24 protein-coding genes are annotated in these 24,390 nt (G+C 71.9%); 16 read left to right on the top strand and 8 right to left on the bottom strand.

The features are described from left to right. Positions 1-337 precede the first annotated feature (337 nt). Together DA085_RS01680 and DA085_RS01675 are read left to right on the top strand one after the other, a co-directional pair. Entirely contained in the window at positions 338-2,365 is a 2,028-nt protein-coding gene (locus tag DA085_RS01680; RefSeq protein WP_109471181.1) for an ABC1 kinase family protein, read from the top strand. Between the two features lie 72 nt (positions 2,366-2,437). Beyond that, a complete protein-coding gene (locus DA085_RS01675; protein ID WP_109471180.1) occupies positions 2,438-3,844 on the top strand; it encodes a glucose-6-phosphate dehydrogenase in 1,407 nt (468 codons plus the stop codon). Positions 3,845-3,852: 8 nt separating this feature from the next. On the opposite strand, the gene DA085_RS01670 is transcribed toward DA085_RS01675, so the two are convergent. After that, entirely contained in the window at positions 3,853-4,818 is a 966-nt protein-coding gene (locus DA085_RS01670) for an EamA family transporter (RefSeq protein WP_109471179.1), read from the bottom strand. Between the two features lie 124 nt (positions 4,819-4,942). On the opposite strand from DA085_RS01670, the gene DA085_RS01665 reads away from it, so the two are divergent. The 5 genes from DA085_RS01665 to DA085_RS01645 all read left to right on the top strand — a co-directional run bounded on the left by DA085_RS01665 (position 4,943) and on the right by DA085_RS01645 (position 8,758). Then, positions 4,943-5,479 (top strand): CGNR zinc finger domain-containing protein, encoded by a 537-nt coding sequence (locus tag DA085_RS01665; RefSeq protein WP_109471178.1) that lies wholly within the window; start codon positions 4,943-4,945, stop codon positions 5,477-5,479. A 62-nt stretch (positions 5,480-5,541) separates the two neighbouring features. After that, complete coding sequence (locus DA085_RS01660; RefSeq protein WP_109471177.1) at positions 5,542-6,702, top strand: ATP-binding protein; 1,161 nt, start codon at positions 5,542-5,544, stop codon at positions 6,700-6,702. 26 nt (positions 6,703-6,728) lie between these two features. Beyond that, positions 6,729-7,823, top strand: coding sequence for a trans-sulfuration enzyme family protein (locus tag DA085_RS01655; protein WP_337189752.1), 1,095 nt, complete (start codon positions 6,729-6,731; stop codon positions 7,821-7,823). A gap of 54 nt (positions 7,824-7,877) precedes the next feature. After that, positions 7,878-8,024 (top strand): ribbon-helix-helix domain-containing protein, encoded by a 147-nt coding sequence (locus DA085_RS01650; RefSeq protein ID WP_109471176.1) that lies wholly within the window; start codon positions 7,878-7,880, stop codon positions 8,022-8,024. After that, entirely contained in the window at positions 8,021-8,758 is a 738-nt protein-coding gene (locus DA085_RS01645; protein WP_109471175.1) for a VOC family protein, read from the top strand. The genes DA085_RS01650 and DA085_RS01645 overlap by 4 nt, the downstream gene beginning before the upstream one ends. Before the next feature lies 1 nt (position 8,759). On the opposite strand, the gene DA085_RS01640 is transcribed toward DA085_RS01645, so the two are convergent. The 4 genes from DA085_RS01640 to DA085_RS01625 all read right to left on the bottom strand — a co-directional run bounded on the left by DA085_RS01640 (position 8,760) and on the right by DA085_RS01625 (position 11,963). Then, positions 8,760-9,041, bottom strand: a complete 282-nt coding sequence (locus DA085_RS01640; protein WP_109471174.1) for a YciI family protein — start codon at positions 9,039-9,041, stop codon at positions 8,760-8,762. A 97-nt stretch (positions 9,042-9,138) separates the two neighbouring features. Next, positions 9,139-10,065, bottom strand: coding sequence for a carbamate kinase (locus tag DA085_RS01635; protein ID WP_109471173.1), 927 nt, complete (start codon positions 10,063-10,065; stop codon positions 9,139-9,141). Positions 10,066-10,153: 88 nt separating this feature from the next. After that, positions 10,154-11,452, bottom strand: a complete 1,299-nt coding sequence (locus DA085_RS01630) for an NAD(P)/FAD-dependent oxidoreductase (RefSeq protein WP_109471172.1) — start codon at positions 11,450-11,452, stop codon at positions 10,154-10,156. 76 nt (positions 11,453-11,528) lie between these two features. Next, positions 11,529-11,963, bottom strand: a complete 435-nt coding sequence (locus DA085_RS01625; protein ID WP_109471171.1) for a hypothetical protein — start codon at positions 11,961-11,963, stop codon at positions 11,529-11,531. Positions 11,964-11,976: 13 nt separating this feature from the next. On the opposite strand from DA085_RS01625, the gene DA085_RS01620 reads away from it, so the two are divergent. The 9 genes from DA085_RS01620 to DA085_RS01580 all read left to right on the top strand — a co-directional run bounded on the left by DA085_RS01620 (position 11,977) and on the right by DA085_RS01580 (position 20,974). Beyond that, positions 11,977-12,804: a PucR family transcriptional regulator gene (locus tag DA085_RS01620; RefSeq protein ID WP_154402064.1), complete on the top strand. Its 828-nt coding sequence runs from the start codon at positions 11,977-11,979 to the stop codon at positions 12,802-12,804. Between the two features lie 123 nt (positions 12,805-12,927). Further along, complete coding sequence (gene solA, locus DA085_RS01615; protein WP_161958387.1) at positions 12,928-14,106, top strand: N-methyl-L-tryptophan oxidase; 1,179 nt, start codon at positions 12,928-12,930, stop codon at positions 14,104-14,106. Between the two features lie 29 nt (positions 14,107-14,135). Next, entirely contained in the window at positions 14,136-14,915 is a 780-nt protein-coding gene (locus tag DA085_RS01610) for an amino acid ABC transporter ATP-binding protein (RefSeq protein ID WP_109471229.1), read from the top strand. Further along, a complete protein-coding gene (locus DA085_RS01605; protein WP_109471168.1) occupies positions 14,915-15,556 on the top strand; it encodes an amino acid ABC transporter permease in 642 nt (213 codons plus the stop codon). Before DA085_RS01610 ends, DA085_RS01605 begins: the two co-directional genes overlap by 1 nt. 1 nt (position 15,557) lies before the next feature. Further along, a complete protein-coding gene (locus DA085_RS01600) occupies positions 15,558-16,256 on the top strand; it encodes an amino acid ABC transporter permease (protein ID WP_109471167.1) in 699 nt (232 codons plus the stop codon). A gap of 10 nt (positions 16,257-16,266) precedes the next feature. Then, positions 16,267-17,115, top strand: a complete 849-nt coding sequence (locus DA085_RS01595; RefSeq protein WP_109471166.1) for a substrate-binding periplasmic protein — start codon at positions 16,267-16,269, stop codon at positions 17,113-17,115. A gap of 33 nt (positions 17,116-17,148) precedes the next feature. After that, positions 17,149-17,718: an RNA 2',3'-cyclic phosphodiesterase gene (gene thpR / locus DA085_RS01590; protein ID WP_109471165.1), complete on the top strand. Its 570-nt coding sequence runs from the start codon at positions 17,149-17,151 to the stop codon at positions 17,716-17,718. Positions 17,719-17,822: 104 nt separating this feature from the next. Next, positions 17,823-19,067, top strand: coding sequence for a UDP-N-acetyl-D-mannosamine dehydrogenase (gene wecC / locus DA085_RS01585; RefSeq protein ID WP_109471164.1), 1,245 nt, complete (start codon positions 17,823-17,825; stop codon positions 19,065-19,067). A 23-nt stretch (positions 19,068-19,090) separates the two neighbouring features. Beyond that, positions 19,091-20,974, top strand: a complete 1,884-nt coding sequence (locus tag DA085_RS01580) for a glycosyltransferase family protein (protein WP_237565245.1) — start codon at positions 19,091-19,093, stop codon at positions 20,972-20,974. Here the strand turns inward: DA085_RS01580 and DA085_RS01575 are convergent. From DA085_RS01575 to rfbB, 3 genes are all read right to left on the bottom strand, one after another. Next, on the bottom strand, positions 20,964-21,749 hold the full coding sequence (locus DA085_RS01575) for a DUF6270 domain-containing protein (protein ID WP_109471162.1): 786 nt from the start codon (positions 21,747-21,749) through the stop codon (positions 20,964-20,966). The two genes, DA085_RS01580 and DA085_RS01575, sit on opposite strands and share 11 nt — an antisense overlap. A gap of 124 nt (positions 21,750-21,873) precedes the next feature. Next, complete coding sequence (locus DA085_RS01570; protein ID WP_109471161.1) at positions 21,874-23,292, bottom strand: sugar nucleotide-binding protein; 1,419 nt, start codon at positions 23,290-23,292, stop codon at positions 21,874-21,876. Positions 23,293-23,294: 2 nt separating this feature from the next. Further along, positions 23,295-24,293: a dTDP-glucose 4,6-dehydratase gene (gene rfbB, locus DA085_RS01565; protein ID WP_109471160.1), complete on the bottom strand. Its 999-nt coding sequence runs from the start codon at positions 24,291-24,293 to the stop codon at positions 23,295-23,297. Positions 24,294-24,390: the final 97 nt, after the last annotated feature.

The following is a 24,390-nucleotide window of genomic DNA, read 5'->3' as shown; positions in this document are numbered from 1 at the left end:
CGAAGTGCAGAGCGCAGGCGCCCCGCCGGGACCCGGCTCTGCAGAAGTGACGTCATGCGACGCCGGACCCCGTCGGGCCGACGAGGGCGATCGTGCGACGCGAAGTGCAGAGCGCAGGCGCCCCGCCGGGACCCGGCTCTGCAGAAGTGACGTCATGCGACGCGAAGTGCAGAGCGCAGGCGCCCCGCCGGGACCCGGCTCTGCAGAAGTGACGTCATGCGACGCGAAGTGCAGAGCGCAGGCGCGACGGCCGCACCCGGCTCTGCAGAACTGACGTCATGCGACGCGAAGTGCAGAGCGCAGGCCGCGACGGGGCTCGGCTGCAAGGATGGGGCGCATGCCGCTGCTCATCCTCGCGTCGGTGGGGGTCAACATCCTGCTGCTGGGTCTGGTCACCCGGCGCCTGCTCGGGGTCCCCGTCGGCTGGACGCGCACGCTCCTGGTGAGCCTGCTGGTGGCCTACGGCGGCGGTGCGGTCAGCCGCCCGATCGGTGAGGCCCTGGGCATCTTCACCGACCAGAACACGATCGACCCCGCCCACCAGGCCCTGGCCGGCGGGGTCGTCGTGCTCATGCTCGCCTGGGGCATCGCGCTGGGGCTCGGTGTGCTGGTCATCCTCGAGGCGCTGGTGCCGACCGGGACCCTGCCGAGCCTCACCAGGCTGCTGCGCGACCTGCCCGCCCGCCGGCGCCGGGCCAGGCGCTACACCCGCATCGTCGCGCTCGCCGTCAAGCACGGCCTCGGGGGCTTCCTGTCCTCGCGGGCCCGGTCCGACCTCGGGGACGAGGCACCGCAGGTGGCGCGGTCCCTGCGCGAGGCGATGACCGAGGCCGGGGTCACCTACGTCAAGCTCGGTCAGATGATCGCCACCAGGCCCGACCTGGTCGGCGAGGCGTTCGCCCGCGAGCTCGGCCAGCTCCAGTCCGACGTGCCTGCCGAGCCGTGGGAGGTGGTGCGCTCGACGCTGGTCACCGAGCTGGGCCGCGCGCCCGAGGAGGTCTTCGCCCACGTCGACCCGGAGCCCCTGGCGGCGGCCTCCGTCGGGCAGGTCCACCGGGCGCGGTTGCACGACGGGTCCGCGGTCGTCCTGAAGGTCCAGCGCAGCGACGCCCGGGCGCAGGTGCGCGACGACCTCGACATCGTGCTCCGGCTCGCGCGCTGGCTCGACCGGGTGACCGAGTGGGGCCACAGCATCGACGTGCTCAGCCTCGCCGAGGGGTTCGCGTCCAGCCTCACCGAGGAGCTCGACTACCGCACCGAGCTGGCCAACATGCACGCCGTCGCCCGGGCGACCGACACCGGACGGGACGGTGTCCCGGTCCGCGTCCCCGCGGCATACGAGCAGTGGTCCGGGCCACGCCTGCTGGTGATGGAGGAGGTGCAGGGGCAGCCGGTCTCCCGCGCCCGGGAACGGCTGGACCGTATGCCGGACCGCCAGCGTGCGGACCTGGCCACCGCACTGCTGGGGTCGGTCCTGCGACAGGTGGTCGGGACCGGGGTGTTCCACGCGGACCTGCACGCGGGCAACGTCTTCCTGGCCGACGACGGGAGTCTGGCGCTGCTCGACCTGGGCTCCGTGGGCCGGCTCGACGCGGCCGGCCGGGGTGGCATCGGGCGGCTGCTGGTGGCCGTGGACCGCGGTGACTCGATCGCGGCGACCGACGCGCTCCTGGAGGTGCTGGACCGCGGCCCCGGCCTGGACGACCAGCGGCTGGAGCGCGAGCTCGGCACGCTCATCTCCCGGGCCGGGTCGCTGGGCGGCCTCGGGTCCGCCGGGCTGTTCTCCGACCTGTTCTCGCTCGTCGTCCGGCACGGGCTCTCGGTGCCGCCGCAGGTCGCCGCCGTCTTCCGTGCGCTCGGTGCGCTCGAGGGGACGCTGCGCCGGATCGACCCCGCGCTCGACCTCGTGGCCGCCAGCCGGGTGGCCGGGCGCGAGCTCGCCCAGGAGCAGCTGACGCCCGGGGCGCTCCGGGCCACCGTCGAGGAGCAGCTGGCGCGGATGCTGCCGATGCTGCAGCGCCTGCCGCGCCGGGTGGACGCGCTCACCGAGTCGTTGCAGCGCGGGGAGCTGTCGGTCAACGTCCGCCTGCTGGCCGACGCCCGGGACCGGTCGTTCGTCACCGGCCTGGTGCAGCAGCTGACCATGACGGTGCTCGCGGCCGCCAGCGCGATCGCCGGGATCCTGCTGGTGGTGTCCGAGTCGGGGCCGGTCCTGGCGCCGAACCTGCCGCTGTACCCGCTGCTGGGGGCCACGCTGTTCCTCTTCGCCTTCGTGCTGGCCGCACGCGCGCTGGTGCTGGTCTTCCGGCACACCGTCCTCCCGGAACGGGCCGACCGGCGGTCGCCCGCGCGTCGACGGGCCTGAGCGCGGTCGTCGGCGCCGTCCCGGCCGGGCGTCGCCGTGCCGATCGCGCGGGCGCCTGAAACACTGGGCGCCATGAGCCAGACGCAGCCCGAGACGACCACCCTGCTCATCCTCGGCGCCTCGGGCGACCTCACCAAGCGGCTCCTGCTGCCCGGGCTGGGGTCGCTCCTGGCCGTCGAGACGCAGCGGCGGGTGCACGTCGTCGGCGCCGACCGGGCCGACCTCGCGCCGGAGGAGTGGGCCGAGACCGTCCGGGCCGCCCTCACCTCGACCGGCGCACCCGCGGACGTGGTGGAGGAGATCGTCTCGGGCACCGAGTACGTGCGCGCGGACCTCCTCGTCCCCGAGGAGCTGGACGCGTTGCTCACGCGGGCCGGAGAGCATGCGGTCCTCTACTTCGCGCTGCCCCCGGCCGTCAGCGTGCGGGTCTGTGAGCTGCTGGAGCAGCGCGGCGTCTCCGGGCAGACCCGGCTGGCGCTGGAGAAGCCGTTCGGCACGGACCTGCCGTCGGCCAGCGCCTTCAACGAGCAGCTGCTCAGGGTGGTGGACGAGAACCGGATCCACCGCATCGACCACTTCCTGGGTCTGAGCACCGTCCTCAACCTGCTGGGTGTGCGCTTCGCGAACCGTCTCCTGCAGCCGGTGTGGTCCTCCGAGCACATCGAGAAGGTCGTCATCAGCTATGACGAGGACCTGGCACTGGAGGGCCGCGCCGGCTACTACGACAAGGCCGGTGCCCTGGTCGACATGATCCAGAGCCACCTGCTGCAGGTGCTGGCGTTCTTCGCCATGGAGGCGCCGGCCTCGCTGGAGGAGGACGAGGTGCGCTCCCTCAAGGCGCAGGTGCTGCGCGCGACCACGGTCTGGGGCGGGGACCCGGTCACCGCCTCCCGGCGGGCCCGGTACACGCGGGGCAACCTCGGTGAGCGGGTGGTGCCGGACTACGTCGCGGAGGAGGGTGTCGATCCGGCGCTGGACACCGAGACCCTCGCCGAGATCGTGGTGGGCATCGACAACTCGAGGTGGCGCGGCACGCCGTTCGTGCTGCGCAGCGGCAAGGCCCTGGGCGCCACGGCCAAGCGGATCGAGGTCGTGTTCCGGGCGCCGACCCACGTGCCCGCAGGGCTGCACGGACAGGACGTCCCCGACCGCCTGGTGCTCGAGCTCAAGCCGGCCGAGATGGTGCTGTCGCTGTCGATCAACGCCGAGGGTGACCCGTTCGACCTGGAGCAGAAGGAGCTGCGCGCCACGCTCGGCGAGTCGCGGATGCTCCCCTACGGCGAGGTCCTCGGCCGGATCCTGGACGCCGACCCGTTGCTGTCCATCCGGGGCGACGTCGCCGAGGACTGCTGGCGGATCGTGGAGCCGGTGCTGACCGCCTGGCGGGAGGACCGGGTGCCGATGCAGGAGTATGCCGCGGGGTCGGCCGGCCCCGCGGGCTGGGGTGTGGTCCCCGAGCGCCTACCGGAGCGCGGCTAGCTCCTGGGTCAGACTCCCGCTGGGGCGGGCCGGTCGAGCTGTGGCTGCGGCTCGTCGGGGACGAGGTCACCGGGCCGCTGGTCGGCCTTCACCAGCACGACGCCGGCCAGGATCAGGAGGCCACCCAGGAGCTGGATCGCGGCCGGCATCTGGCCCAGCAGGACCCACGCCCAGACGAAGGAGAACATCACCTCGGTGAGCCCGACGAACGAGGCGACCTTGGAGCCGAGGCGGCGGGTGGCGGCGATGCCGGTGGCGTAGGCGATCGCGGCGGCGACCACGCCCAGCCCGAGGACGGCCACCCACCACGGTAGGGCGGCGCCGGCCAGCTGCACGTCGGAGGTCGCGGTGGTCATCGGCACGACGCCGACCAGCCCGGCCACCACGAGGGCGAGGGTGCCGACGGTGAGTCCACCGGTGGCCAGGACGAGCGGGGGCAGCCCCGTGCTGTCATCCGCCGAGACCACGAAGTAGACGGCGAGGCCGACGGCGGCGCACAGGCCCCAGAAGACCCCGAGCAGGTCGACGTCCACGGCGCCGAACACGTCGAGCACGAGGACCAGGCCGGCGATCGCGACCGCCGCACCGATGATGGTCAGCGGGCGCGGCCGCTGACCGTGCCGCAGCCAGAGCCAGCCGACGACCAGGATGATCCCGAGGTACTCCAGCAGCAGTGCCACCGCGACCGAGATGCGCTCGACCGCCAGGAAGTAGGTGAGCTGGCAGGCCGCCACGGCCACCAGCCCGAACAGCGCCATGCTCACCCAGCCCGTCCGCAGCAGCTGCCACCGCCCGCGCAGCATCAGCAGCGCAGGGACCAACAGCACGAGCGCCGCCACGCCGACCCGCCAGGTCACCGCGGCCCCCGGCGACCACCCCGTGTCCAACAGCCCCTTGGCCAGGGAGCCGGACGTGCCGAAGGTCATCGCCGACAGGATGGCGAGCGCGAGACCGGCGAACGTGCGCGAGCGCATGGGGGGTCCTCCTCACGAGGGAGTGGGCGATGGGCCCGGGTGGGGGATCGACCGAGACATCGGCGTCATGGGTCAATGGAAGTTACACTGATGACGGTACGCCCACCCGACGTCAGGAGTCAAGATGATTTTTGCTCATGACACCGAGGTTGCCCTCGCCTCCACGGTCGCCCTGATCAACACCGGCCACGAGCCGCAGGGTCTGACGTCCCAGGAGGAGTTCGAGGAGTTCGTCACCGCGTGGGAGTGGACCGGCAGCCGCACGCACGACGCGGCCGAGCTCCGCCAGGTGCTGCGGCTGCGCGACCGGCTCCAGCAGGTGTGGCTGGCGGATGAGCAGACCATGGTCGAGGAGGTCAACCGGCTGCTGCGGGACTGCCGTGCCCTGCCGCAGCTGGTCCGGCACGACGGGTGGGACTGGCACCTGCACGCCACTCGCGCCGAGCAGCCGCTGGCCGAGCGGATGGCCGTCGAGGCCGCGATGGCCCTGGTGGACGTGATCCGCTCCGGCGAGACCGAGCGGCTGGCTGTCTGTGACGCCGAGGACTGCGACAACGTGCTCATCGACCTGTCCCGCAACAGGTCCCGGCGCTACTGCGACGCCGGCTGCACCAACCGGATGGCGGCCCAGGCCTACCGGGCCCGCCGCGCAAGAATATAACAAGTATAACGCTGGACTGGGTGTATAACAGGTATAACAGCGGTTCGGTGGAGAGGTGGGACATGGCGCAGGATGCTCCGTCCGCTGCCACGGGTGCCGGAGCAGGTCAGCCGGGAGCCAACCCGTTCCGTCCCGGCTTCGGCGTCTCGCCCCGCGTGCTGGCGGGCCGCGACGAGCTGCTCGAGGAGTTCGACACGGCGCTCGATGAGGGACCGGGCTCGCCGCTGCGGTCGGTCCTGGTCAGCGGCGCCCGCGGGATGGGCAAGACCGTCATCCTGAACGAGCTGGAGGAGGCAGCGCGTGTCCGGGGCTGGCTCGTCGTCCGGCTCCCCGAGTCCGGAGACCTGGTGGAGGAGCTGGCGTCCACCACGCTGCCGGCCCTGCTCGCCGAGCACGACAGCGAGCGGGCCGTCCGTCGTCGGGTGACCGGCGCGGGCATCGCGGGGGTCGGTTCCCTGTCCACGACCGCCAGGGAGCGCTACGAGGTGCGTGAGACGGCGGCGACCCTGCTCGCCCGGCTGCTGGATGTCCTGGCCGGGCACGGCACCGGCCTCCTGTTCACCCTCGACGAGCTCCAGGCCGTGGACCGGGAGGCGGTCTCGGCCTTCGCCTCGCTCTATCAGCACCTGGTCCGCGACGAGCGAGACGTGGCGCTCGCCGCGGCCGGGCTGCCGGTGGGCGTCGGCCAGCTTCTGCAGCACCGTGGCACGACCTTCCTCCGGCGCGCCGAGCGGGTGCAGCTCGGACCGCTGCGCACAGAAGAGGTGACCGATGCCGCCCGGCGCACGGTCGAGGGCGCCGGCGGGGTCATCGCCGAGGACGCCCTGGACGTCCTGGCCGACGTCGTCCACGGCTATCCCTACCTGCTGCAGCTGGCCGGCTACCGCGCCTGGCGCGACGCGGCGGGTGGGCCGATCACCGCCGACCACGTGCGGGCCACCCGCGGGGTCGTGTCCGAGCGGATGGGCCGGCTCGTGCACGGGCCCGCCCTGCTCGACCTGCCACAGGCGCAGCGTGCCTACCTCATGGCCATGGCGCAGGACGACGGTGCGTCATCGACGGGCGAGGTGGCGGCGCGCCTCGGCCTGACGGCCCAGCACGCCAACGTGTTCCGGACGCGGCTGATCGAGCGTGAGCTGATCGCGCCGGCTGGCCACGGGCGCGTGGACTACTCGCTGCCCTACCTGCGTGACCACCTGCGCCGGCAGGCGGCGACCGGGTGAGGGCAGGGGTGCCCTACCCTGCGAGGGTGGATCTGGATCACGAGGCCCTGTCACCCGCCACCCGCGCAGTCGCGCTGGGTCGTCCGCCGCGGGAGCCCGGCGCGCCGGTGAGCGAGTCGGTCACCTTCACCTCGACCTATCTCGCGGGCGGTTCCGTGAACTATGCCCGCGTCGGCAACCCCACCTGGACGGCGCTGGAGGACGTGATCGGTGGCCTGGAGGGGGGCGAGGCCCTGGTCCTCGCCTCCGGACTCGCGGCCATCGACGCCGTCCTGACGCTGGTGCCCCCGGGCGGCCGCGTGGTGGCTCCCGGTCACGCCTACAACGGCACGACCGGCCTGTTGCGCGAGTACACCGCCGAGGGGCGGCTCGAGGTCGTGGCACTCGACATCTCCGACACGGCGGCCGTCGTCGAGGCCCTCGACAGCCTGCAGGCCGGGCGCGACCTGCTCTACATCGAGTCGCCGACCAACCCGATGATGGAGGTCGCCGACATCCCGGTGCTCGTCCGGGAGGCGCGGGCCCGTGGCATCCTCACGGCCGTCGACAACACGTTCGCCACGCCGCTGCTGCAGACGCCGCTCGCCGACGGCGCGGACCTGGTCGTGCACTCGGCGACCAAGTACCTCTCCGGCCACTCCGACGTGCTGATGGGCGCGGTGGTCACGCCGCCGACCGACCGTGGTCGCGAGCTGCGCCAGCGGATCCTGACGAGGCGGACCCTGCACGGCGCGATCCCCGGGCCCATGGAGGTCTGGATCGTGCTGCGCGGCATCCGCACGCTGTCCGTGCGCCTCGAGCGGGCCTCGGCGAACGCGGCCGAGCTGGTCCGCCGGCTGGCCGACCACCCCGGGGTGACCCGCGTGCGCTACCCCGGCTTCGGGGCGATGATCGCAGTCGAGGTGCGCGGCGGCGCGGACGGGGCCGACCGGGTCTGCGAGGCGGTGCGCCTGTGGACCCACTCGACCAGCCTGGGGGGCGTCGAGTCACAGCTGGAGCGGCGCCGGGCCCAGCCCCTCGAGGCCGAGACCGTGCCGGAGAGCCTGCTGCGGCTGTCCGTCGGCATCGAGGACGTCGAGGACCTCTGGCGAGACCTCGCTCAGGGGCTCGACCGCGCCTGACCGGCACCTCGGCATACCTTGCTAGCAATCTAGAAGAATGCTAGCATTCTAGCCATGCCCACTGACAAGGCGCAGTTCAACGTCTACCTGCCCAAGGACCTCATCCGGGAGCTCAAGCACCGCGGGGTCGACGAGGGCGTCAGCATGTCCGCGCTGGTCGAGAGGATCGTGCGGGCCTACCTGGAGGAGGAGCAGGCATGATCACCGCGCGACCGATCCGGTTCACCGCAGACCTGGCCGCCCACCGTCGTTATCTCGAGGCGCTGGGCGCGACCCGGGTCACCACCGCCCCCGGCTGGGAGGTCTATGCCGTCGGCTCGGGGCGCGTGGCGCTCCACGCGGCCAGCGACACCCAGCCCTCCGGCCGGACCATCCTGGCCTGGGAGGTCCCGGACCTCGAGGCCTGGGCCGCCCGTGCCCGGGAGGCGGGCGTGCCGCTCACCGTGGGCCCGACCGACCACGGGCTCGCCGCCACCGTGACCGCTCCGGACGGCACCACCTTCACCGTGGACCCTGCGCCGCAGGTGGTGGAGGAGCCGGCGCCGGCCGAGCGGGCCCTCGCGATCCTGCCCATCTGGTACACCCGCCCCGACGACGTCGACGGCGCACGGCAGGTCGTGGCCGGGCTCGGTGCGCGACAGCGGGTCACGGCCGACAGCGGCGTGTGGACCGACTTCGCCTGTCCTGGTGGAGGACTCGTCGCGGTCCACGCCCACGACGACGACCCGGCCGTGGACCTAGCCCTCGAGTTCGACGGCGACATCGAGACGCTGGTCCCCGTGCTGGCGGGAGCAGGGGTGGAGGCGGTCCTGATCGACGAGACCTACAGCCGCACCCTGCAGCTGGCGGACCCGGACCGGCCGGGCTCGACGCTGTGGATCAACGAGAAGCAGCAGGACCTCTACGGCTACCGGTCCGCCGAGCACACCGGTTAGTTCAGCCGACGCTGCCGATCACGACGTCCCACTCCCGGACCTCGACCGACTCGATGATCCCCTGCTGGGCGAACGGGTCCTCGCGGAGCAGCTCGCGCACCTGGTCGGCCGACTCACCCTCGAGGAGCAGGAGCGCCTCGGCGGGCCCGTCGGTCAGCGGCCCGGAGGCGACGACCACGCCCTCCTCGGCCAGGCCACCGAGGAAGTCCCGGTGCGCCGGGCGGTGCTCGTCACGCCCCGCGGTGTCGTCGGAGTAGCGGTAGCGCACGGCATACAGGCTCATGGGGTCAGTATGCCGCCAGGTCACCTGCGGCGGTCAGGTGCCCGGCCGGGTCGGGACCGGTAGGCGGTCGGGACGCGGCGGACCTGCGTCTGCCGGGTCAGGTGGTCGGGTCGGCCGTGACGTAGGTGCCGCGCTCGCCGTACAGCAGCGCCTCGGCCTCGCCGAGGTTGCCGATGGCAGCAGCCACACCCGGCCCGCCGGCCTCCACGAACTGGCAGACCGCCTCCACCTTCGGCCCCATCGAGCCCGCGGGCAGGGTGAGGGTGCGCAGCCGGGCGGGCGTCGTGCGCCGGATGGGACGGGCGTGGCCCGTGCCGAAGTCCTCCATGACGTGCCCGACGTCGGTCAGCACCAGCAGGCGGTCGGCGCGCAGCCGCCGGGCGAGCAGGGCGGCGGACCGGTCCTTGTCGATGACCGCCTCGACGCCGGTGAGGTCACCGGTCGCGGTGCGCACCACCGGCACGCCACCGCCCCCGGCGCACACGACGATGATCGACTCGCCGAGCAGGTGGTCGATCAGCTTGGTCTCGATAATCTCCCTGGGTCGCGGCGAGGCGACCACCCGGCGCCAGCCGTCACCATCGGCCCGCACCTGCCAGCCGTGGCGTTCGGCCAGCTCACGGGCCTGCTGCTCGCTCGCATAGAGCTCCCCGACGAACTTGGTCGGGTCCTGGAAGGCGGGGTCGTCGGCGTCCACCAGGGTCTGATTGATGATGGAGGCGAGCTGGCGGTAGGGGCGCTCGTTGCCCATCGCCTGCAGGATCCAGTAGCCGATCAGCCCCTGCGTCATCGCCCCGAGCGCGTCGAACGGGTAGGACTTCGTCAGCCGGGGGTCGGCGGCCGACTCCATCGCGAGGACACCGACCTGTGGGCCGTTCCCGTGGGTGATCACGACCTCGTGGTCGTCCGTGAGCGGCGCGAGCTGCCGCGCGGCGAGGCGGATGTTCTCCACCTGGGACTCCGCGTCGGGCACCTGCCCGCGCTGCAGCAGGGCGTTCCCGCCCAGTGCCACCACGATCCGCATGAGTCCTCCTCGGCCCGGCTCCCGGGCGCGCCTGCCAGGAAACTGCAGTCGCCAGACTAAGGCGTGCGGATCTGTCCGGGCCGTGCGGTCAGCCCATCACGCTGCCGGAGGTGGCAGTGAGCTCCCGCAGCCGGCTGTAGTGGCCGAGGTCCGCGACGTGCCCGGTCTGCGCGAGAGGCACCGTGACGGGGTCGGCGTCGTGGTCGTGACCGTTCTCGCAGGCCTCGATGATGGCCCGCATGAACTCGCCGACGACGGGGGCGTTCTTGAACTGGTTGCCGCTGGTGCCGATGGCGACGTAGAAGCCCCGGACGCTCGTCCGGTCGTAGACCGGCACCCAGTCGCTGCTGACGTCGTAGACGCCGACGACGCCGCGGGGGGTGTTCGGCACGGTGGCCTGCGGGATGCGCCGGGCGACGCGGTAGGTCTGCGCCTGGTAGACCTCCTGCGTGGGGTTGAGGCCCACGTCGTCCGGGTCCTCCAGCCAGTGCAGCGGGTCGCACTCCGGCTCCGTGCCGCCGACCAGGATGTTGCCCGTCGGGGTCGCGCGCAGGTAGGTGCCGAGGTCGAGGTCGGCGATCATCGGCAGCGGTGCATTGCCCGCCGGTAGGCCCGGGATCTCGTGCACCTCCTGCCGCAGCGGGCGGGTGGTGATGCGGAAGTCGTCGAGCGCCCCGGCGAGCTCGTTGATCCGGCCGGAGTGGGGACCGGAGGCGTTCACGACGACAGGAGCGTCCACGGCCGAGCCGTCCGCCAGGGTGATGCCCTCGACGCGGTCCCCCGCGCGGCGGACCTGGGTGACCGTTGCACCGAAGCGGAACTCGGCGCCGTGCCGCCGTGCCGCCACCATCAGGTTGTGGGTCGCGAACGAGGGGTCGTCGACGTAGCCGGAGTCGGGGGTCCAGTAGCCCCCGAGCTCCTCGCTCGGCTCGACCCAGAAGGCGTCGTCGTCGACGGGCTTGGGTGGGTAGTGCTTGCCCCGGTCGAGCGCGGGCAGCCGCAGCGCGAGGTCCGCGGCGGTCCACACCTCGTAGGGCACGCCGACCTGGTCGAACAGCCCGAGCACGGTGCTGGCCCGCTGGTTCGGCGAGTCGAGGCACAGGCCCCCCGTGCGGCGGAACCGCGCCAGGGAGCCGTCGTCGGTGCCGCCCAGGTGCTCCTCCCACGACTCCCAGCGGTGCTTGGACTCCCAGGCGGCGACGACACCCGTCCACGTCGAGTAGTTGTAGCGGATGACGGCGGACGACGCGCTGGTCGAGCCCAGACCCGGCCCCGCGGCGCGGTCGACGACCACCACCCGGTGTCCGGAACGGGCCAGCTCGTAGGCGATGGAGCAGCCGACGACGCCGGCGCCGATGACGACGGTGTCCGCGGTGGGACGAGACATGGGACTGACCTCCTGGAAGCGTGGATCTCACGCTAGGTCGGCAGTTCACGGCGCTCCTACCGACGCCTGTCGAGAGTCACGGCACGCGGCTTGCGACACGCGACGAAGCAGGTGTCAGAATCACGTGGTGCTGGCCGAACTGGACGAACTCGCGCAGGCGCTGGCCGTCCGGGTCAAGCGGGCCGTGGCCATCGACGACCCGACGATGCGGCTCCTGGTGCACACTCCGCACCACGGTGCCGTCGACGAGACCCGGATGCAGTCGATCCTGCACCTGCGCGCGGACTCCGACGTCGTGGCGTGGGTGCTGGAGCAGCTCAAGGACCGCGACGAGGACGTCTTCCGGCTGCCGGCGAACCCGGAGCGCGGCACGATGTCGCGGGTCTGCGCGCCGCTGCGGGACGGCGGCCGCACGCTCGGCTACCTCTGGCTCATCGACGAGCACGAGAGCCTGACCGCCGAGCAGCTCGAGGACGTCGCGGAGGTCGGTCGGGCCGGCCTCGCGGATCATGGCGCGAGGCGGCATGCCGCAGGACACCCGCCTGGTGTGGGAGCAGTCCCTCACCGAGGACCTGTTCCTGCCCGAGCCCGGCATCCGGGAGACCGCGGCACGGTCGCTGGCCTCCCTGACCGGTGTCGACGGCCCCGTCCAGTGCGTGGTGTTCACGCTGCCGACCGGGGCGGAGGAGACCGAGCGGGACGCCTACCGCGCCCTGCGGCGGGCGGCAGCCACGCAGTCCCACGTCCGGTGCCTCGCGCTCGTCGCGGAGGGGATCGGCACGTTGGTCGTGCCGGTGGCCGGGACCGGGGTGCGGGCGATCGAGACGCTGAGCCGGTCGGGCCGCAAGGAGCTGCAGACGCTCGGTCGGGACCACGCGGCCCTGTCGGCGGCGGGAGACGTCGTGCCGGACCTGGGCCAGGCACACGCCAGCCGGCAGCAGGCGCTCGCCGCGCTCCGGGTGGTCCGGCGGACGGGAGAGTTCGGGGCGCACGCCCAGTGGGCCGACCTCGGGGCCTACCGGCTGCTGGTCCACATCGACACCCTCGCCGCCGTGGAGGAGCTGCTCCCGGACGAGCTGGTGGAGATCATGTCGAGTCCGGCGGCGGTCGACATCCTGGAGACGGTGGAGGTCTACCTGGACTACGCCGGCGACGTCCAGGCCAGCGTCCGGGCCCTCAACGTGCACCGCACGAGCCTGTACTACCGGCTGAAGCGCTTCACCGAGGTGAGCGGACTGGACCTGCGCGACGGGCAGGTCCGCCTCACCGTGCACGCGGCGATCAAGCTGGCCCGGCTGAGCGGGTGGCGGCCCGGTCAGGCGGTCGCGGGTCTCGGCGCCGACCGCACCTGACGTTTCGACGATCGTCCAAAGGCCCGGCGACGAGGTTTCGATCATCGTCGCTTACAACCTGGCCGACGGGTCCCCATGCTTGGACACACTCACCGACGGGATACCGAGCAGGAGGCCAGGAGCATGTCTCAGACCTACAGCCACGTCGTCATCGGCGCGGGTGCCCTCGGCACCGGCGCCGCGTACTGGCTCTCCGAGCTCGGCGCCGAGAGCGTCCTCGTCCTCGAGCAGTTCGAGCTGGGGCACACGATGGGTGCCTCGGAGGACCACTCCCGGATCATCCGGCACTCCTACCACTCACCCACCTACTCCGAGCTCACCCACGCGATGTTCGAGGCGTGGGACCAGGTGGAGGAGCGCACCGGCGTCCAGCTGGTGCTCAGGACCGGTGGCCTGGACCTCGTGGAGGAGGACTCGCCGCAGCTCGAGGAGCTCAACAACTACAAGCGGTCGCTGCAGCACATCGGGGTGCAGTGGGAGGACCTGGACGCCGCCGAGATCCGGGCGCGCTGGCCGCAGTGGCAGATCGAGGACAACGTCATCGGCATGTTCCAGGAGGACGGTGGCATCCTCGACATCCGCAAGGCCAACGCGGCGCACCTCGCCCTGGCCGCCCAGGCGGGCGTCACGATCAGGCCGAGGACGAAGGTCACCCGGATCGAGCCGACCGCGGACGGCGTCCTGATCCACACCGACGGCGAGACCATCAGCGCCGGGAAGGTCGTCGTGTGCGCGGCGTCCTGGCTGACTGAGCTGATGCCCGGGATCGGCCTGGACTGGAAGATCACGCTGAGCCAGGAGCAGGTCAGCTACTTCTCCACCCCCAACCTCAGGGACTTCGCCCCGGACCGTTTCCCGATGTGGATCTGGCACGGCGACCCGCTCTTCTACGGTTTCCCGGTCTACGGCGAGGCCGCCGTCAAGCTGGGCCGGGACATGACCGCGCGCTTCGTCACCCAGGAGACGCGCTCCTTCGAGCCCGACCCCGCCGAGACCGAGCTGCTCCGTTCGTTCCTCGCGGCCCGCATCCCTGGTGGTGTGGGGCCCGAGCGCTACAGCCGGACCTGCGTCTACGACATGCCGGCCGACCGCGACTTCATCCTGGACCACGTCCCCGGCCAGCCTCACGTGGTCGTCGGCATGGGCGCCGGTCACGGCGCCAAGTTCGGCAGCCTCCTGGGCAAGATCCTGGCCCAGCTCACCCTCCACGGCGCCTCCGACTACCCCATCGAGGCGTTCCGGGCGGACCGTCCGGCCCTCACCGACCCCACGTTCGAGCCGGTCTTCCGGATGGTCGGGTGAGCCGAGCCGACGAGCCGGACACGGAAGGGATGCCTGTGACGACGACCGCCCTGCTGGAGCTGCGTGACATCTGTGTGAGCTACAAGCACCACCAGGTCGTGCACAACGTCGACCTGACCGTCGACCGCGGCGAGGTCGTGGCGCTGATCGGCCCGAGCGGTGCCGGCAAGAGCAGCCTGCTGCGCTCGATCAACTTCCTCGAGGAGCCCAACCAGGGCCAGGTGCTGCTGGCCGGCCAGCGCGTCGGTGTGCTCGACCGCCGCGGGCGGGCGGTCCCGGCCAACCGACGGCAGCTGGCCGAGCACCGGCGCCACGTCGGGATGGTCTTCCAGTCCTTCAACCTGTTCCCGCACCTCTCCGCGCTGGAGAACGTCATCCTGGCCCAGGTCCACGGCCTGGGGAGATCCCGCAGCGCGGCCCGGGAGCGGGCGCGGCAGGAGCTCGAGCACGTCGGCCTGAGCGACAAGTCCAACATGCGCCCGGCGAGCTGTTCCGGCGGTCAGCAGCAGCGGATCGCCATCGCCCGTGCCCTGGCCATGGACCCCATGCTCATGCTGTTCGACGAGCCGACCTCTGCCCTGGACCCCGAGCTCGGCATCGAGGTCCTCAACACGATGCGCCGCCTCGCGGACGAGGGCATGACGATGGTCGTGGTGACCCACGAGATGCACTTCGCCGAGGAGGTCGCCGACCGGGTGGTCTTCATGGCCGACGGTCGCATCGTGGAGCAGGGGCCGGCCAGCGAGGTCATGAACAACCCGCGGCACGAGCGCACCCAGCGGTTCCTCTCGGCCGTGAAGAACCGCTGATGCTGGACTTCGCCGAGTCGCTGGTCCGCGGGGTCGGGCAGACGGTGTCGATCACCGCCTGCGCCTTCCTCATCGGTGCCGTCCTCGGGTTCCCACTGGCGCTCCTGCGCCGGTCGCGCAACGTCCTGGTGCGCTGGGGCGCGGCCCTCGTCATCGACACCGTGCGCTCCATCCCGCCGATCGTGGTGGTCTTCCTCGTCTTCTACTCCGTCGGGAGCGGGGCGGTCCGTCTCGGCACCTTCCAGGCGGCCGTCATCGGCCTGGGCGCGATCTCGGCGGCCTACCTGGCCGAGATCTACCGCGCGGGCATCGAGTCGGTCGCCTCCGGGCAGTGGGAGGCCGCCAACGCCCTCGCCCTGCCGAGCCGGAAGATGTATGTGCACGTGATCCTGCCCCAGGCCCTGCTGGTGGCGATCCCACCGGCGGCGACGTTCGCCATCGGTCTGCTCAAGGACAGTGCGGTGGCCTCGGTCATCGGCGCGCAGGACATCACCTTCTTCGCCTTCCAGGAGAGCCAGGCCACCCTGCAGGGCCTGACCATCTTCCTGGTCGCGGCCGTGCTCTACATCGCGCTGAGCCTGCCGGTCGCCGGCCTGGCACGCTGGTCCGACCACGCCCTGAGCAAGAGGGTGGCCACCTGACATGAGCCTCCTCAGCGACTGGGCCCACTTCTTCCCCGAGCTCTGGCCGGGGCTGCTGGTGAGCATCCGCCTGACGGTGGTCGCCATGCTCATCGCCGTGCCGCTCGGCACCCTCCTCGCGGTGGGCGCGAGCTCGAGCAGCTGGGTCAGGTGGCCCACGATCCTGCTCGTGGAGGTGGGGCGGGGGATGCCCGGCCTGGTGATGCTCTACCTCGTCTACTACGGCGGCCCGCAGATCGGGGTCTCCCTGACCAGCTTCGTGGCCGCCTCCGCCGGACTGGGGCTGACCGCCGCGGCCTACATCAGCGAGATCATCCGGGCCGGCCTGATCGCCGTGCCACGCGGCCAGCGCGAGGCCAGCCGTGCCCTGGGGCTGACGCCCTGGAAGGAGTTCCGGCTCGTGGTGCTGCCCCAGGCCATCCGGATCGTCATCCCACCCCTCATCGGCTACGGCATCATCGTCTTCCAGGGCACCTCGCTGGCCTTCGCGATCTCCACCCCGGAGCTGCTCAGCCGCGCCTACAACGCCGCCTCGATCACCTTCCAGTACACCGCGACCCTCACGCTGGCCGGAGCCCTCTATGCGGCGATCTCACTGGCCGTCATCGGCCTCACCGGGGCGCCCCGGTTCCTCGGCCGCGCCCGTTCGCTGAACACCCTCAGAGCAGCCAGGAACGCCTCGCTGCCACGCACTCACTAGGGAGCACCACATGCGCACGACCTCTCGCACCCTTGCCTCGGCCGCGGCCCTCACCCTGCTCGCCGGCCTGACCGCCTGCGGCGGCAGCGACGCCGGTGGCACGGAGGTGGCGGCGGACTGCGAGCCCGCCCACCCCGACCTGGAGACCGTCACCGACGGCGTGCTCACCGTGTCGGTCTATGTCACGCCGCCCTACACGATCGAGGAGGAGGGCACCTACAACGGGGTCGACGGCAAGATCATCAAGAAGATCGCCGAGCTGGAGTGCCTGGAGGTCACGATGCAGCCGATCGCGGCCGCCGGCCTGATCCAGAGCGTGGAGACCAAGCGCGCCGACACCGCCCTGGGCGGGATCTACCGCACGCCCGAGCGTGCCGAGATCCTCAAGCTGCCCGCGACGGTCTACCTCGACGGCATGCAGATCGTGGCCAAGGAGGAGCTGCCCACCCTGGAGTCCCTGGAGGGCAAGACCCTCGGGGTCATCCAGGGCTACCTGTGGACCGAGGACCTGCAGGCCTCCCTCGGCTCCGACGCGGTCAAGATCTACCAGGCCAGCGACGGCATGATCAACGACCTCAACAGCGGGCGCGTGGATGCGGTCGTCCTCACCAACGCCGAGGCGGCCTACCGCATCGAGCAGTTCCCCGACGCCGGCCTGGTCGCCACGGACCTGGAGCCGACCCCGGACGTCGCGGCCTCCCAGCACCCCGGTGAGGTCGTCTTCCCGGTCCCCAAGGGCAACACGGCGCTCGCCGAGGCGTTCAGCGCCGACATCGAGGCGCTCCAGGAGGACGGGACGGTCGCCGAGGTCCTGGAGGAGTACGGCCTGCCGGAGTCGTCGCTGGTGAGCAACGGCTGACCGGCTCCGCCCACCGGGTGGCACGATGGGCGGATGCGAGCGTTCTTTGCCGTGCTGCCACCGCCGGACGTCCTGGAGCACCTCGCCGCCCACCTCGAGCCGCGGCGGGACGCCGACACGGACCGGGTCTGGCGGTGGACGAGGACCCAGCACCTGCACCTGACCCTCGCCTTCCTGGCCGACCTCCCGGAGGAGCGCGAGGACGAGCTGGCGGAGGCCGCGGCGGGCTGGGCCGCTCGACAACGACCGGTCCGTATGCAGTGGGGCCGGGCGGGTGCCTTCCCCGACCCGGGCGGGGCGAAGGTGATGTGGATCGGCGTCACCGACGAGGAGGTCGGTCGGGAGCTGACGGCCTGGTCCCGCGCGCTGCGGGACCTGTCCAACCACGCCGGCGCCGACGTCGACGGGCAACGGTTCACCCCGCACATCACGGTCGCCCGGTCCGCGCGCCGGGTCAGCGCAGGGCGCTGGGTGCAGGCCCTCGACGCCTACGAGTCGCCCGAGTTCACCGTCGAGGACGTCGCCCTGGTCCGCTCCCACCTGGGGGAGGGGCCCGGTCGTTCCCCCCGCTATGAGGTCCGGCACGAGTTCCGGCTGGGCTAGACCGAGCACCTAGGATGCTCGGCAGGCAGGGGCCTGGCCGGGAGCCGGTGCCGACCTGTCGCCACACGCACCGGTGACGGTGAGCACTCACGAGAGGTTCAGGCATGAGCGAAGGCGCAGTCGTGTGCGTGGTGGGGCTCGGTTACATCGGGTTGCCGACCGCCACCATCCTGGCCACGACGGGCTCCACCGTCATCGGCGTCGACGTCAGCGAGCGCACGGTCGAGGCGGTCAACGCGGGACGGGTGCCCTTTGTCGAACCGGACCTGGAGACGGTCGTCGCGGGCGTGGTCGCCCAGGGCCGCCTGCGGGCGCAGGTCGAGATGCCCGAGGCCGAGGTCTACATCGTCGCGGTGCCGACGCCCTTCGCCGACGACCACGACGTGGACGACAGCTATGTGCGGCAGGCCGCCGAGGCGATCGCTCCGCGTCTGCGCGGTGGTGAGCTCATCATCCTCGAGTCCACCTCGCCACCGGGGCTCACCGAGCGGATGGCCGACTACGTGCTGGCGGAACGGGCGGACCTGACCGGCGACGCCGGCACGCGTCACAGCCTGTACTTCGCGCACTGCCCGGAGCGGGTCCTCCCGGGCCGGATCATGGCGGAGATCGTGGAGAACGACCGCATCATCGGAGGCGTCTCCACCGAGGCGGCCGAGCGTGCCCGCGACCTCTACGCCACCTTCTGCCGGGGCCAGCTGCTGCTGACCGATGCGCGGACGGCCGAGCTGGCCAAGCTGGCGGAGAACTCCTACCGCGACGTCAACATCGCCTTCGCCAACGAGCTGTCGATCATCTGCGACCGGCTAGGGATCGACGTCTGGGAGCTCATCACCCTGGCCAACCACCACCCGCGGGTCAACATCCTCAGTCCCGGACCCGGCGTCGGCGGGCACTGCATCGCGGTCGACCCGTGGTTCATCGTCGCGGCGGCCCCGGAGGAGGCCCGGCTCATCCGGTCGGCCCGCGAGGTCAACGACGCCAAGCCGCAGTTCGTCGTCGAGAAGGTCATGGCGCGGGCCGCCCGGTTCCGCGAGCCGGTGATCGCCGCCCTCGGCATCGCGTTCAAGGCCGACGTCGACGACCTCCGCGAGTCGCCGTCCCGGGCGATCGTGGGTCAGCTCGCCGACGAGATGGCGCACGCGCGGCTGCTCGTCGTCGAACCACACGTCGAGGCCCTGCCCGCCGAGCTCGCCGACCGGCCCAACGTGGAGCACCGCGAGCTGCAGGCCGCGGTCGCCGAGGCAGACATCGTCCTCGTCCTGGTCGACCACGCCTCGTTCGCGGCGATGGACCGTGAGGCCCTCGTGGACAAGGTCGTCATCGACACCAAGGGGCTCTGGCGCTGATGCCGGGGTCGGTCGCAGGGACGGTGCGCACGGCACGGACGGCGCTCTGGCACTTCCGGCAGGGCGGGCTGCAGCAGGTCCGTTCGTGGCGCTCGCGGCGCGTGCGGGCGCCGGGTGGCACGGTGGGGCGCACCGCTGCCCTGGGTGACCGGGCGTCCTTCTCGGCGGACGCGGTGCCGGTCTGGCCCGTGGCCGACCTGGCCCCGCGCCGGCCGGACCTGCGCGTGGGCGTGGTCATGGACACCTTCTCCTCCAGCGCGTGGGGCTACGAGTTCGACGTCCTGGAGCTCACCTCGGACGGGTGGGCGGACCAGCTGGCCGAGCAGCCGATCGACCTGCTCCTCGTCGAGTCGGCCTGGGCGGGCTCCAGCGGCTCGTGGCGCTACCAGCTCACCGGCTCCCGTGCCCCGTCCGAGTCGCTGCGGGCCCTCGTGGAGCACTGCCGGGGCCAGCAGGTCCCCACCGTGTTCTGGAACAAGGAGGACCCGCCGCACTTCGAGGACTTCCTGGACACCGCCCGGATCTTCGACCAGGTCTTCACCACCGACGCGAACCTCCTCGACCGCTACCGCGAGGAGCTCGGCCACGACCGGGTCGAGGTGCTCGGCTTCGCGGCCCAGCCCGCACTGCACCACCCGATGCGCCAGAAGGGCGTCCACCAGGTGCGGGACATCGCCTTCGGTGGCAGCTACTGGTCGCACAAGTTCCCCGAGCGCCAGGCGCAGATGGACCTGCTCCTCGGCGCCGCCGTGCAGGTCGCGGAGCGCCGGGACCGGACCTTCGACATCTACTCCCGCTTCGAGAACGACCCGAGGTACCGCTTCCCGGAGCAGTTCGAGCCCCACGTCAGAGGTTCCCTCGACTACGACCGGATGCTCACGGCCTACCGGCTCCACAAGGTCATGCTCAACGTCAACTCGGTCGTCGACAGCCCCACGATGATGGCCCGCCGGGTCTTCGAGATCCTCGCCAGCGGCACCCCGGTCGTCTCGACGCGGAGCCCGGCCGTCGAGCACTGGTTCCCCGACGGTGAGGTGGCCGTCGTCGACGACGCGGAGGAGGCCGCGCTGACCCTGCGGGCACTGCTGGGCTCGTCCGAGCTGCGCGACCGGATGGTGCACCGCGCCCAACGACGGATCTGGCGCGAGCACACCTTCTCGGCGCGGGCCGGTCAGGTCCTGCGTGCGGTGGGGCTCACCGACCCGGTCGGCACCGGCCTGCCCCGGGTCAGCGCCCTGGCCCCGACGATCCGTCCCCACCTCGTGCGCGGGATCGTCGAGACGGCGGCCCGGCAACAGGGTGTCGACGTGCAGCTCGTGCTGCTGGCGCACGGGTTCGAGCCGCCGGAGGCGGAGCTGCGGGCTCTGGCCCGGGACCTCGGGCTCGCCGACCTGGTGGTGCTGCGCGCCGACCGCGCCACGACCCTGGGGGCCAACCTCAACGCCCTGGTGGCGGCGAGCGACGGTGACGTGCTCGCCAAGCTCGACGACGACGACCTGTACGGCGAGCACTACCTGGCCGACTCGGTGCACGCCCTGGGCTACTCCGGTGCCGACCTGGTCGGCAAGCACGCCCGGTTCACCTACCTGGCTGACCTCAACGCCACGGTGCTGCAGTACCCGTTCAAGGAGCACCGCTGGACCGACCTGGTCGGCGGACCCACGATGGTCGGGCCCCGCCGCACCTTCCTGGAGAACCCGTTCGAGGACCGCACCCTCGGTGAGGACACCACGTTCCAGCGCGCGATCCTCGCGGCGGGCGGTGCGATCTACGGCGCGGACCGGTTCAACTTCATCCAGATGCGCGGGGCCAGCGCCGACCACACGTGGAGCACGGAGGACGAGCTGGTGCTGGCCAACGGTCGGGTCCAGGCCTTCGGCCTGGTCTCCGAGCACGTCATGGTGTGACGGCGGGACCGCTCGGCCGGAGCCGGATCACCCCCGAGGTGCGCAGCTCGCGCAGCACCTCGCGGTAGACGTCCTCGACGTAGTGGAAGGGGGCCAGGCCCCACCGGTGGTCGGGGTCGGCGACCACCATCTCCGGCGGCACCTGGATCACCCGGTGCCCCAGCTCGTGGAGCGTCTCGTAGTAGGGCTCGTAGAGCCGGTTGGCGTCGCGGGCGCGCACGCCCATGCTCCACGGCGTCGGCTTGCCCTCGGTGGTCAGGACCGCCCAGGGCACCTGGAGCACCACGGTGCGCCCGAGCAGTCCGGTGCGGTCGAGGAACTCGGTGAACCTGATCGCGGCCGCCGTCCACAGGGTGCGGTGGGTCGGGGAGCCGAAGGGTAGGTGCTCGGTCGTCTCGAGGAGCTCGGCGATGGCGGGCACCCGGATGTTGTCGATGCTCCGGGTGACGAACGTGCCGTCCGGGAAACGGTGCACGCCGTGCCGTTCGTCGGCCAGGTCCCACAGCAGCACGTCGATGGAGTCGGCGGACGCGGTGAGGTTGCGCATCAGGGACCCGGCGAAGTCGTTCTTGATCATCCGCAGCTTGAAGCCCTGGCCCACCCCGAGGTCAGGGGGCAGGTGAGCGGAGGCGTCGCTGCCCACCGACAGCAGCGACTGCCGGGCGATGTAGGCCTCGATCGCGAGGGTGGTCCGGTCCACCAGCTCGAGGGTGTCCCTGGCGACGCAGCTGCCGAACAGGAAGGCGCGCGGCGCGCTGTCGTCGGTGCTGGTCACTGCTCTCCATGTCCTGTGTCGCGCCCGCGACGCCTCGTCGTGACGGGTCGGTCCAGGATACGTGCTGACCGACCGGCCCCGTGCATCCGAGCCGCCACCCCTAGCGGGCCGCTGGTGCGGCCCCTCAGCGTCCGGTGAGGTACTCCTCGAGCAGCTCGGCCTGGTCCCTCGGGACGAAGCCGGTCGCCTCGAGCCGCGCCAGGTCCAGCGTGCTCTGCAGCGGCCGGGGGGCGATGCCCTCCCGGCCCGCGTAGTAGTCCGGCGTCGTCACGGGCGTCACCCGGCCCGGGTCGTGGCCCGTGTGGGCGAACACGCGCTGCGCAAGGTCTGCCCAGCTCGTGGGCGTGCCGCCGCTGGAGACGTTGTAGGTCCCGTAGGGAGCACGGGTGGTGAGGAGGTGCTCGACCGCCCGGGCGAGCTCGCTGGCAAAGGTCAACCGACCCACCTGGTCACTGACCACGCTCGGGTCGATCCCGCGCTCGGCGAGGGAGGCCATCGTCGTGATGAAGTTGGTGCCGTCGCCGACGACCCACGACGTGCGCAGGATGTAGTGGCGCGGCGTCACCGACACCGCGAGGTCGCCCGCGGCCTTGGACTGCCCGTAGACCCCCAGCGGGCTCAGCGGCTCCTCCTCGGTGTGCGATGTCAGGGAGCCGTCGAAGACGTAGTCGCTGGAGACGTGGACGAGCGTCAGGCGGTGCTCGCTCGCGAGCGCCGCCAGCACGGCCGGTCCCGCGGCGTTGGCCGCCCACGCCGCGCGCCGGCCGGCCGCGGTCTCGGCCTCGTCGACGGCGGTGTGGGCCGCCGCGTTCACGATGGTGTCGTAGGCCGACCAGGACACGGCGGACAACGTCTCCGGCCGGGCCAGGTCGACCCGGTCGCGACCCACGAACTCGACGTCGGTCCGGTCGGCCCACTGCGCGCGCAGGGCCCGGCCGAGCTGGCCCCCGGCGCCCAGGACGAGCGTCCGGCGCGGAGGCACCGGCACGACGTCCTCGAGCACCGGGTGGGCCCGGTCCTTGTCGCTGACCTCGGCCCGCTCGAGCGGGACCGGCCACGGCACGGCGGTCGTCGGGTCGGCCAGGTTGAGGAAGGTGTAGGCGTCCTGGGCGTCGGGCGACCAGTGGTCGTTGACGAGGTAGGTGTAGGCCGTGTCCTCCTCCAGGGCCTGGAAGGCGTTGCCGACGCCGCGGGGCACGAAGACGGCCACCGAGGGGTCGATCTCGCAGTGGAAGGTGGTGCCGAAGGTCGGGCCCTCGCGCAGGTCGACCCACGCACCGAAGACCCGCCCGCACGCCACCGAGATGTACTTGTCCCACGGCTCGGCGTGGATCCCCCGGGTGACGCCGACGTCCGCGTTGAAGGAGATGTTGTTCTGCACCGGCCCGAAGTCGGGCAGGCCCAGTGCCGTCAGCTTCGCGCGCTGCCAGTTCTCCTTGAACCACCCGCGGTTGTCGCCGTGCACCGGCAGGTCGATCACCAGGAACCCCGGGATCGGGGTCTCGCGGACGGACAGCTCCTTGCCCGTGAGGTCACCGGCCATGCTCAGTGACCCGCCGCCGCGTACCGCGCCTCGGCCTCCGCCTTCTGCGGCCGCCACCACGCCTCGTTCTCGCGGTACCACGCGATCGTGTCGGCCAGGCCCGCCTCGAAGTCCCGGTAGCCGGGCTCCCAGCCCAGCTCCTCGCGGAGCTTGGTCGCATCGATCGCGTAGCGCAGGTCGTGGCCGGGACGGTCGGTCACGTGGTCGAAGGCGTCGGGCTCCTGACCCATCAGCCGCAGGATCGTCTGCACCACCTCCAGGTTGTTCCGCTCCCCGTCGGCGCCGATGAGGTAGGTCTCCCCGGTCCGACCCGCCTCCAGGATGCGCAGGACCGCGCTGGAGTGGTCGTCCGCGTGGATCCAGTCCCGCACGTTCTCGCCCGCGCCGTACAGCCGGGGGCGCACGCCGTCGATGACGTTGGTGATCTGACGGGGGATGAACTTCTCGACGTGCTGGCGCGGGCCGTAGTTGTTGGAGCAGTTGGAGATCGTCGCCTCCAGGCCGAAGGACCGCACCCAGGCCCGCACGAGGAGGTCGGAGCCGGCCTTGGTCGCGGAGTAGGGGCTCGAGGGGTTGTAGGGCGTCTCGGGAGTGAACTTGCCGGGGTCGTCCAGGGCCAGGTCGCCGTAGACCTCGTCGGTCGAGATGTGGTGGAAGCGGGTGCCGTGCCGCCGGGCCGCCTCGAGCAGGGTGAAGGTGCCGACGACATTGGTCTGCACGAACGGTGAGGGGTCGGTGAGCGAGTTGTCGTTGTGGGACTCCGCGGCGTAGTGCACGACCGCCCCGGCGTCGGCGACCAGGGCGTCCACCAGCTCGGCGTCGGCGATGTCACCCACGACGAGCCTGACCCGCTCCTCAGGGAGACCGGACAGGGAGGCCCGCTCCCCGGCATACGTCAGCTTGTCGAGCACCACGATCTGGTGGTCGGTGTGGGCCACCGCGTAGTGGACGAAGTTCGACCCGATGAACCCGGCGCCGCCGGTGACTAGCAGTCCACTCATGGTCCGAGCCTAACGACCACCCCGGGAACCGACCGGCCCCGTGCGGACGCGTTCGGCGAGGTCCGTCACGGGTGGACGGTGCGGGCGGCTCCTCCGT

The sequence above is a fragment of the Ornithinimicrobium cavernae genome (genome assembly GCF_003121625.1).
Classification (GTDB): Bacteria; Actinomycetota; Actinomycetes; order Actinomycetales; family Dermatophilaceae; genus Ornithinicoccus; species Ornithinicoccus cavernae.
The sequence above is the reverse complement of the archived record's forward strand: the minus strand, read 5'-3'. Positions and strand labels throughout refer to the sequence as shown.

Coding starts and splice junctions, on each gene's coding strand:
- DA085_RS01670 (WP_109471179.1), bottom strand. CDS start 4,818: ATGCGCTCGCGCACGTTCGCCGGTCTCGCGCTCGCCATCCTGTCGGCG.
- DA085_RS01620 (WP_154402064.1), top strand. CDS start 11,977: ATGCCGCAGGACACCCGCCTGGTGTGGGAGCAGTCCCTCACCGAGGAC.
- DA085_RS01600 (WP_109471167.1), top strand. CDS start 15,558: ATGAGCCTCCTCAGCGACTGGGCCCACTTCTTCCCCGAGCTCTGGCCG.
- DA085_RS01660 (WP_109471177.1), top strand. CDS start 5,542: ATGGCGCAGGATGCTCCGTCCGCTGCCACGGGTGCCGGAGCAGGTCAG.
- DA085_RS01650 (WP_109471176.1), top strand. CDS start 7,878: ATGCCCACTGACAAGGCGCAGTTCAACGTCTACCTGCCCAAGGACCTC.
- rfbB (WP_109471160.1), bottom strand. CDS start 24,293: ATGAGTGGACTGCTAGTCACCGGCGGCGCCGGGTTCATCGGGTCGAAC.
- DA085_RS01605 (WP_109471168.1), top strand. CDS start 14,915: ATGCTGGACTTCGCCGAGTCGCTGGTCCGCGGGGTCGGGCAGACGGTG.
- DA085_RS01630 (WP_109471172.1), bottom strand. CDS start 11,452: ATGTCTCGTCCCACCGCGGACACCGTCGTCATCGGCGCCGGCGTCGTC.
- DA085_RS01675 (WP_109471180.1), top strand. CDS start 2,438: ATGAGCCAGACGCAGCCCGAGACGACCACCCTGCTCATCCTCGGCGCC.
- wecC (WP_109471164.1), top strand. CDS start 17,823: ATGAGCGAAGGCGCAGTCGTGTGCGTGGTGGGGCTCGGTTACATCGGG.
- DA085_RS01610 (WP_109471229.1), top strand. CDS start 14,136: ATGCCTGTGACGACGACCGCCCTGCTGGAGCTGCGTGACATCTGTGTG.
- solA (WP_161958387.1), top strand. CDS start 12,928: ATGTCTCAGACCTACAGCCACGTCGTCATCGGCGCGGGTGCCCTCGGC.
- DA085_RS01625 (WP_109471171.1), bottom strand. CDS start 11,963: ATGATCCGCGAGGCCGGCCCGACCGACCTCCGCGACGTCCTCGAGCTG.
- DA085_RS01645 (WP_109471175.1), top strand. CDS start 8,021: ATGATCACCGCGCGACCGATCCGGTTCACCGCAGACCTGGCCGCCCAC.
- DA085_RS01595 (WP_109471166.1), top strand. CDS start 16,267: ATGCGCACGACCTCTCGCACCCTTGCCTCGGCCGCGGCCCTCACCCTG.
- DA085_RS01665 (WP_109471178.1), top strand. CDS start 4,943: ATGATTTTTGCTCATGACACCGAGGTTGCCCTCGCCTCCACGGTCGCC.
- thpR (WP_109471165.1), top strand. CDS start 17,149: ATGCGAGCGTTCTTTGCCGTGCTGCCACCGCCGGACGTCCTGGAGCAC.
- DA085_RS01640 (WP_109471174.1), bottom strand. CDS start 9,041: ATGAGCCTGTATGCCGTGCGCTACCGCTACTCCGACGACACCGCGGGG.
- DA085_RS01570 (WP_109471161.1), bottom strand. CDS start 23,292: ATGGCCGGTGACCTCACGGGCAAGGAGCTGTCCGTCCGCGAGACCCCG.
- DA085_RS01680 (WP_109471181.1), top strand. CDS start 338: ATGCCGCTGCTCATCCTCGCGTCGGTGGGGGTCAACATCCTGCTGCTG.
- DA085_RS01635 (WP_109471173.1), bottom strand. CDS start 10,065: ATGCGGATCGTGGTGGCACTGGGCGGGAACGCCCTGCTGCAGCGCGGG.